This window comes from Acinetobacter sp. UBA6526 (assembly GCF_002434875.1).
Classification (GTDB): Bacteria; Pseudomonadota; Gammaproteobacteria; order Pseudomonadales; family Moraxellaceae; genus Acinetobacter; species Acinetobacter venetianus.
In genome coordinates this window covers 1-7922 of sequence record NZ_DJLC01000221.1, presented here as the reverse complement: position 1 = coordinate 7922, position 7922 = coordinate 1, and the positions used below count along the sequence as shown (strand labels likewise).

The following is a 7922-nucleotide window of genomic DNA, read 5'->3' as shown; positions in this document are numbered from 1 at the left end:
CAACTTTCAGTTTATGGTCCATTTGATGAATTTTCTCAGCGACGGCGGCTTTTTTCGCTTGAATTTCCTGCTCTTTCAATTTAGCCCAATCATTTAAGGTATGGGTAAATGCTTCATATTCTTGCGCAATACGTTGCTTCATTTGAACGATGTCAGTATTTACATCGTGCCCATAAATTGCCAAATCTTGTTCAGCATATTTAAACTTCATCGCAAGTTCGGCTTTTTTAATATTAAAGCTTGGAATACGACGTAAGTTTTTAGCTAGACCGAGCTTAGAACTCGTCCAAATCAACCATTTTGTTGGGTCATATTGCCACCATTTTACCCCATTACGATAGTCGTATTGGAAAATGTGGTGGTAATTATGATAACCCTCGCCCCAAGTGAGGATGGCGAGAATAAAGTTATCACGCGCCGTATTTTCATCTGTGTATGGACGTTTGCCCCACATGTGGCAAAGCGAGTTGATGAAAAAAGTCACATGATGGCTGATGAATAAGCGAACCAAACCACCTAGAAGTAATACGCCCCAGATATCGCCTACAAGCCAACCAATAGGTAACAAAATACCTGCATGGACAGCAATGACGAGTGGAACGTAATATTTATCTTGGAACATCACTAACTTGTCATTTAACAAGTCTGGTGCATTTTTATAGTTTGGTTCAGCGGCTGGGTAGTTACGTAACATCCAACCCATATGCGCGTACCAAAAACCATTATTAATTGAATAAGGATCTTGGTCGACGTCATCAACATGACGGTGATGTGTACGGTGACCAGAAGCCCAAAACAGAATGCTGTTTTGAACTGCAAATGTACCTGCGATCATCAATAAAATTTTAAGAGGTAAAGCTGCTTCATAAGCACGATGTGCCCATAAGCGGTGATAGCCTGCAGTAATACCTAAACTGCTTATACCCAGTAAGACAAACATGCTAATCCATGCGCCCATACTGAAGTCATGATGATAGGTATAGATTGGAATAGAAATTAGTGCAACAATTGGTAGAAATACCAAGGCAAAAATTGCAATCCAATTAATAGGTGCTTTCTTGAGTGGGGCGGAATTCATATCCGGCAGCGCTCCTAATATCCTTGTTTGCACAAGATAATAAAACTAAACGAGATAGCAAAACCAATCATGACGATATATTGCTATGTTATCACTGATATTAGCATGCTCGGATTCATTAGCACTAGTATTATTGTACAGTTGTATCGAAAGAACAGTAACAGAATTCATTTGTTAGCTTGATCAATGAATTAAAAGGTGAAATAAATCAATGTCTGAGCAATTTACCGTGAAAAATCCTATTTTCTCCAAGAAGGCATTTTTTAACAAAACTTTCATATTATCTACTGTTGTGATGCTTGCGGCTTGTCAAAGCCAGCCATCAAAAGTGCAAAAAAATACCTTACAGCCTAAACGAGTAACTCAGTTACCGAGTATGCAAGTACGTAAAAGTACTGATGGCGTTCAAGATGTCGATTGGCAAATTACCATGATTCAAAACAAGCGGGCTTTGTTCTTTAATCAGTATCCAAGCTTTTCTCTGAACTCGGTATCAAAATTGGTTTCTGGGCATACGGGATGTAATAACCTTTATGGACGTTACACCTATGACTTTGCTCAAAGAAAGCTTGATTTTGATGTCATGGCGGGGCATTACAGTTGTAATAAGGCTTTAGCTCAAGAGGCGGATCTTATGGATGCAATACAACGTGTTACACGCTTCCAATTTGATGGAACAAATTTATATTTGTTAGATGCTAAAGGGCAGAGATTAATACAAGCACAGCGTAAAAAGTAAAAAAGAAAGGCAGAATTTGTTCTGCCTTTCTTATAACTGAAGGTGTTGTAACATCATTGTCGGAACATCTGTAATTAAACCTTGGATACCGAGTTGTTGGAGATGTTTGGCTCGATCAACATCATTCACAGTCCATACGCTGATTTCTAAATTGGCTTGCTGAGTTTGGTGAATGATGTCATCTGTAGCGAGTTGATCTTTCCATCCAATTCGACAACAGCCATATTGATGTGCAAGTTCAATTGCATATTCTCCGACTGGTATTTCGATCAGCAAGCCTCGTTTAAAATGGCTTTGCTGTTGGGTGAGAGCAGCTAAAATTTTGATATCAAAACTGGTAATTGTTGCTGTTTTTTCAAAGCCTTTGAGGTCTTGTTGTAATTGGTGAATTAAGCGTTTGGCAGCAGCCTCATCCGAGACAGCTTTCACTTCAACTTCGATATGCTCAAAGTCAGTTAAGCAATCTAAAACGTGGGGAAGATTAGGGGTGTATTCTTCAAATGCCCACGCATGCCATTGATGGCGATGATCGAATTGTTGTGCTTCAAGTAAATTACAGCTTTCAACATGTTGTGATCTGCCCGTGGTACGAACAAAATCATCATCATGAATCACAACCAATTGGTCATCTTTGAGTTGGCGTACATCAAACTCAACTGAACGTATGCCTAAATCATGCAGGTAGCGAAAGCCACCTAAAGTATTTTCGGGAGCTTCCCCTCGTGCACCACGATGACCAATAATTTGCATTCGTTATCTGCCTTTTAGCTTATTGTGGGTCGATGCTGTCATTAATATTTTTTTGCCACAGAACTTCACTACCACCTTCGGCACGTTGTAAAGCACGTGAAGCAACAAATAACCAGTCTGATAAACGATTCAATAATTGTAATGCGGTTGCTTGAATATTTTGGTCTCGATTCTGTACAGACATTAATGCGCGTTCGGCGCGGCGGCATACGGCACGTGCTTGATGAGCATAACTACAAGCCAAGCTTCCTGACGGTAATATAAATTCTTTGAGCATTGGCAAAGATTCATTCATTTGATCGATTTCTTTTTCAAGAAACTCGATACATACAGGTTGGAGCAGGTGATAGTTTGGAATACACACTTCACCACCAAGATCAAATAACCAATGTTGAATTAGGCTTAGACTTTTATCCCAATCGGTTTTATTTTCAATTTGAGATGCGCTGATTTGTGCTCTTAATACGCCAATAGTTGCATTAAGTTCATCAACGTCACCCAAGGCGGTAATACGCAAATCATCTTTGGCTACACGAGAACCATCTCCAAGACCAGTTGTGCCTGAATCACCTGTACGTGTATAGATTTTGCTTAAACGATGTCCCATTGGGTTTCCTAAAAATAAAAAGGGGATAATGTCGGTCAAAACATTACCCCGAAAATGGAGTTAAGAAAATATTTTTGTTATTTGTTTGCGCGATTAATAACGGAAAGTTACGCCAGCAGAAGCTTGACGACCACCGTTGATGTAATACACACCATTACCGTTATAGGCTGTTTTGTAATTTACATCCCCAATGTTTTCAATATTTGCAAACAGCTTGATCATCGGAATCGGCTGCCAATAAATATTTACATTCGTTGTCACGTAACCAGGATTGGTTGTCGGTGTAGTAGATGGCCAATCAGCAAAGTCTTTTGAATTTGATTTAGCAACTACAGAAGCTGAAACACCATACTCACCATCATCCCAACCTGTTGTAAGCGTTAAGCTTTGGCGTGGGCGGCGGTTTAGATCTTTTTTGGTTTCATCATCTTTTGCTTGTACATAAGCATAAGTTGTACTTAAAAAGAGTTCATCTTGTTGCCATTTGAGGGATGCTTCCCCGCCTGTAAACGTCGCTTTATTTACGTTGATTAATTTATTTCCTTGATAGCTGATAAGGTTATCAACTTTATTTCGGTAAATAGATAAACCAAGGTTGATATTGTAATTTAGCTTTTGATCGACACCAATTTCGTAAGAAAAGCTTTCTTCAGGCTTAAGGTCTGGATTTCCACCCCATGAAATAGCATATAAGTCATTTGTAGTCGGTGCGCGGAATGCAGAGCCAATATTTGCATAAACGCTTGTAAGTGGTAGAACTTGATAGCGAATAGCACCTTGACCAACAGTATGTGTACCAAACTTTTCATTATCTTCAACACGAACGCCAACTTGCGTTTCTAAACCATTACTTTTGTATTGGTGCTGCGCGAAGTAACCAATCGTATCTACTGATTCTTTATATTTAACGTCTTGGCCACCCCAAAGATTTTTAGAGTACACATCACCTTTGATGTCTTTATATGTTGAACCCACTAAAATATTCTGAGCAGGCGTCATTTGCCATTTGGTATAAAGCTCAGCTTCTTGTGTAGTACTATAAACGTAGTCTGGAGAGTTATTCTGATTTAAATCATCTTTGAACTGCGATAAACGAGCATGGATAGCTAGATTATCAAGAACATTTGCTCGACCTTTTACGTTGATCACTTCATTTTTAAAGTCTTGAGAAACGAGGTTGCCGTAGTTGTCATAGTCACTATAGCCTTCGTTTTCACTATAATCGACAGAAGCTGCAAATAGCTCTTTTTCAACACCGATTTTTGCGCTATAGCCTTTTTGATCAAAACTGGCTTTTTTATTGTCTTTTGCATCAGTGACTGGTGTACCGTCAGTTTCTAAGCGTTGTCCACGAATTTGAGCATAAAAACCATTTTCAGCGAGATCTGCGCCAACAACTGACTTATACGTTTTATTTTCGCCAATTTCCCCAGTTATGAATGCTGAAGTTTTTTCTGGAGTTTTTGAGATAAGCTGTACTACACCACCAATTGCATCTGCACCATATAGAACTGATGCTGGGCCTTTTAAGACTTCAATTTGTTTAATATCAGTTGTATCAATAAATGGTAATGATGCTGTACCAGATGTATTTGAGTTAAGACGAACCCCATCTCTTAACAGCAATGTATGGTTAGAGTTAGTTCCGCGTAAAAAAATAGAAGCTGATTGACCATAACCGCCGCTTTGTACCATGTTGATTGAAGCATCGGTTTCTAATAGTTGTGGTAAAGAAGCAATTGGCGATTGTTCGAGAATCTTTGGTTCAATAATATTGATACGCGCTGGAACTTCGCTAATTTTTTGTTCGCTACGAGATGCTGTCACAACAATCGTATCGAGCGTTGCTGTTTTTTCTGTTGATTGATCTTGAGCAAAAGCAGGTGAAGAAAACCCCATCGCAATAGCGATAGCACCAACTAAACGAGTTGGTTGAAAAACTGTAGACATGATGTCGCTCCAGACATTCACCCATCGTGAATGTTAATGTGGAAATGAACAACAAGCAGGTCTCCGGACTTCACTATATCATCACAATGATGATGCTATTAATCATCTTCCCACATCGATCCGACGCAGTGATTTGGCGTTGAGCTTGATTAATAATTCGGTGTTACCGTTGCGAGGGCAGTGTTGGATTCTCACCAACTTCCCTATAAGCAAAAGAATTTGCTTTAGACTTGTTGCGATATTGGGCGAAGTATAAAGTGTTAACGTTTTTTAAACAATCGCATTTCGAAATGAACTTTGCCCCAAGTGAGTCAAATTGCATTACAATGCGATGGTTTCAAAATATTCATTTTAAATTGGACACATCATGCGCCAATCTCAAATGCGAACTCGCGCCAAGATTTGTGGAATAACTCGAGCACAAGATATTCAAGCTGTGGTGCAGGCAGGCGCAGATGCAATCGGTTTTGTATTTTTCCCGCCTAGTCCTCGCCATGTGACTATTGAGCAAGCGCAATCGTTGGCAAAACTTATTCCGCCTTATGTGCAATTGGTGGGATTGTTTGTAAATGCTAGTGCTGAAGAAATAAAAACGGTGCTTGATTCAGTTCCGTTGGATGTATTACAACTACATGGTGATGAAACACCTGAACAATGTCAGCAGATCGCAGAATCATGTAAACGTCGTTGGTATAAAGCAATTCAAGTGAAATCTGACTTAGATGTAGTGGCAGAAGTTCAACGCTATCAAGCGGCTGGTGCCAGTGCGGTATTGTTAGATGCATGGCATCCTGAGTTAAAGGGTGGAACAGGCCATCGCTTTGATTGGAACAAATTTCCTCAACTTGAAATTCCACTAATTTTGGCAGGTGGATTAACACCTGAAAATGTGAGTGAAGCTATTGATACTACAGCTGCTTTTGCTGTGGATGTCAGCGGAGGCGTAGAGTCCGCAAAAGGTATAAAAGACCAACAACTCATTGAAAAATTTATGCAAGGAGTCCAACGTGGATCAGCAAAATAACGTGATTGACTACACCCAGTTTCCAGATGCTCAAGGGCATTTCGGTATTCATGGTGGACGTTTTGTGTCAGAAACGCTAATGGCTGCACTTGAAGATTTAGAAAATCTTTATGGTCGTATGAAAAATGATGCTCAGTTTTTGGCAGAGTTTGATCGTGATCTTGCGTTCTATGTTGGTCGTCCTAGTCCACTTTATTATGCTGAACGATGGTCTCAGCACCTCGGCGGTGCGCAAATTTACCTGAAACGTGAAGACTTGAATCACACGGGTTCACACAAAGTGAATAACACGATTGGTCAGGCATTATTGGCAAAGCTATCAGGTAAGAAGCGTATCATTGCTGAAACAGGTGCAGGTCAGCATGGTGTGGCGACGGCAACCATTGCAGCACGTTTGGGTATGGAGTGCGTGGTGTACATGGGCGCTGAAGACGTAAAACGTCAAGCGATGAATGTATATCGTATGCGTTTCCTTGGTGCGACAGTTGTTCCTGTACAAAGTGGTTCAAAAACATTGAAAGATGCCATGAACGAAGCAATGCGTGACTGGGTCACCAATGTTGATAGCACTTACTATGTGATCGGTACTGTTGCTGGACCACATCCATATCCTCAGCTTGTTCGTGACTTCCAGTCGATTATTGGTCGTGAAGCACGCCGTCAAATTCAAGAGCAAGCAGGTCGTTTACCTGACGCATTGGTTGCTTGTGTTGGTGGTGGTTCAAATGCGATGGGCTTGTTCTATCCATTCTTGAATGATCAAGATGTGAAAATGTATGGTGTTGAAGCAGCGGGTTACGGCATTGAAACTGGTAAACACTCTGCGCCATTAAATGCAGGTCATGTCGGCGTATTACATGGTAACCGTACCTACTTGATGTCAGATGAACAGGGTCAGATCATTGAAACACATAGTATTTCTGCAGGTCTAGACTATCCGGGTGTCGGTCCCGAACATAGTTTCTTAAAAGATATGAAACGTGTTGAATATGTGCCGATCAATGATGACGAAGCGCTACAAGGTTTCCGTGATCTCACCAAGATTGAAGGGGTTATTCCTGCACTTGAAAGCTCACATGCCATGGCTTATGTCACTAAACTTGCGCCAACCATGTCTAAAGATCAAATCATCATTGCAACCGTTTCAGGTCGTGGTGATAAAGACTTAATGACAGTTGCGCGTATTGATGGCGTTGAAATGGTTGAGATGTAAGTTTTCACAATGCAAAGTTTGTTTATGGTGATGTTGGGTGGTCGACATGCAAAAGCCAATACTGAAGTTCATGATGTAGTAATGGCAATAGGTGAAACACTACCTGAAATCATGCCACAGTTAAAACAAGCTTGGTTTGGTGAGTTGAAAGGATTGCATATTGATGCTTGGACACAGTTTACAGGTGTGCAATCGCAAGGTGTGAAGTACCAAATACATTTTTCTGATGCAGCGCCGTCAGTTTCGGATGAAAAATTGTATTTGATCAATTTGGGTGGATATGTCCCGAATATTTTCGGTGAGTTACATAGCTATCATCTTGTCGTGGCTACAGATTCAACAAATGCAAAACAGCTCGGTAAGCAATATATCGAGCAACACTGGCATAAACCGCATACAGACCGTGTCGTTGATGTAGATGATTGTATTGCTATCGATCATGTAGCAGGTCGTTATATCCAGTTGGTTCAAGGTGAGTTTAACCCGACCATTTGGGAAAATACTTATCTCACCATAGGTTAAAAGCTCAATAAAAAAGGGAAGCAAAAGCTTCCCTTTTTT

At 40.4% G+C, this 7922-nt stretch carries 8 protein-coding genes and 1 riboswitch; of the genes, 4 read left to right on the top strand and 4 right to left on the bottom strand.

Going from position 1 to position 7922, the window contains the following annotated elements; genetic code table 11:
* On the bottom strand, positions 1–1078 hold a 1078-nt coding region (locus B4237_RS15070), incomplete at its 3' end, for an acyl-CoA desaturase (RefSeq protein ID WP_286943799.1).
* A gap of 211 nt (positions 1079–1289) precedes the next feature.
* Between B4237_RS15070 and B4237_RS15065 the strand changes: the two genes are divergently transcribed.
* On the top strand, positions 1290–1817 hold the full coding sequence (locus B4237_RS15065) for an META domain-containing protein (protein ID WP_004877275.1): 528 nt from the start codon (positions 1290–1292) through the stop codon (positions 1815–1817).
* A gap of 30 nt (positions 1818–1847) precedes the next feature.
* On the opposite strand, the gene B4237_RS15060 is transcribed toward B4237_RS15065, so the two are convergent.
* From B4237_RS15060 to B4237_RS15050, 3 genes are all read right to left on the bottom strand, one after another.
* Complete coding sequence (locus B4237_RS15060) at positions 1848–2567, bottom strand: glycerophosphodiester phosphodiesterase (RefSeq protein ID WP_278596532.1); 720 nt, start codon at positions 2565–2567, stop codon at positions 1848–1850.
* Positions 2568–2586: 19 nt separating this feature from the next.
* The gene (locus tag B4237_RS15055; protein WP_278596533.1) at positions 2587–3174 is read right to left on the bottom strand and encodes a cob(I)yrinic acid a,c-diamide adenosyltransferase; all 588 of its coding nucleotides are present in this window, start codon (positions 3172–3174) and stop codon (positions 2587–2589) included.
* Between the two features lie 93 nt (positions 3175–3267).
* The gene (locus B4237_RS15050; RefSeq protein WP_278596534.1) at positions 3268–5124 is read right to left on the bottom strand and encodes a TonB-dependent receptor plug domain-containing protein; all 1857 of its coding nucleotides are present in this window, start codon (positions 5122–5124) and stop codon (positions 3268–3270) included.
* 37 nt (positions 5125–5161) lie between these two features.
* Positions 5162–5373, bottom strand: a riboswitch (cobalamin riboswitch).
* A gap of 118 nt (positions 5374–5491) precedes the next feature.
* Here B4237_RS15050 and B4237_RS15045 point away from each other — a divergent pair.
* Genes B4237_RS15045 through B4237_RS15035 form a run of 3 tightly spaced genes read left to right on the top strand, consistent with a single transcriptional unit; the run spans position 5492 to position 7883 of the window.
* Positions 5492–6148, top strand: a complete 657-nt coding sequence (locus B4237_RS15045; RefSeq protein WP_374974111.1) for a phosphoribosylanthranilate isomerase — start codon at positions 5492–5494, stop codon at positions 6146–6148.
* Complete coding sequence (gene trpB, locus B4237_RS15040; protein ID WP_286943796.1) at positions 6132–7361, top strand: tryptophan synthase subunit beta; 1230 nt, start codon at positions 6132–6134, stop codon at positions 7359–7361. Before B4237_RS15045 ends, trpB begins: the two co-directional genes overlap by 17 nt.
* 9 nt (positions 7362–7370) lie before the next feature.
* On the top strand, positions 7371–7883 hold the full coding sequence (locus tag B4237_RS15035; RefSeq protein ID WP_278596536.1) for a DUF1543 domain-containing protein: 513 nt from the start codon (positions 7371–7373) through the stop codon (positions 7881–7883).
* Positions 7884–7922: the final 39 nt, after the last annotated feature.

What these genes read in the sequence shown, in the direction of transcription:
- B4237_RS15055 (WP_278596533.1), bottom strand. Translation starts at nt 3,174, where the DNA reads ATGGGACATCGTTTAAGCAAAATCTATACACGTACAGGTGATTCAGGC.
- B4237_RS15065 (WP_004877275.1), top strand. Translation starts at nt 1,290, where the DNA reads ATGTCTGAGCAATTTACCGTGAAAAATCCTATTTTCTCCAAGAAGGCA.
- B4237_RS15045 (WP_374974111.1), top strand. Translation starts at nt 5,492, where the DNA reads ATGCGCCAATCTCAAATGCGAACTCGCGCCAAGATTTGTGGAATAACT.
- B4237_RS15050 (WP_278596534.1), bottom strand. Translation starts at nt 5,124, where the DNA reads ATGTCTACAGTTTTTCAACCAACTCGTTTAGTTGGTGCTATCGCTATT.
- B4237_RS15035 (WP_278596536.1), top strand. Translation starts at nt 7,371, where the DNA reads ATGCAAAGTTTGTTTATGGTGATGTTGGGTGGTCGACATGCAAAAGCC.
- B4237_RS15060 (WP_278596532.1), bottom strand. Translation starts at nt 2,567, where the DNA reads ATGCAAATTATTGGTCATCGTGGTGCACGAGGGGAAGCTCCCGAAAAT.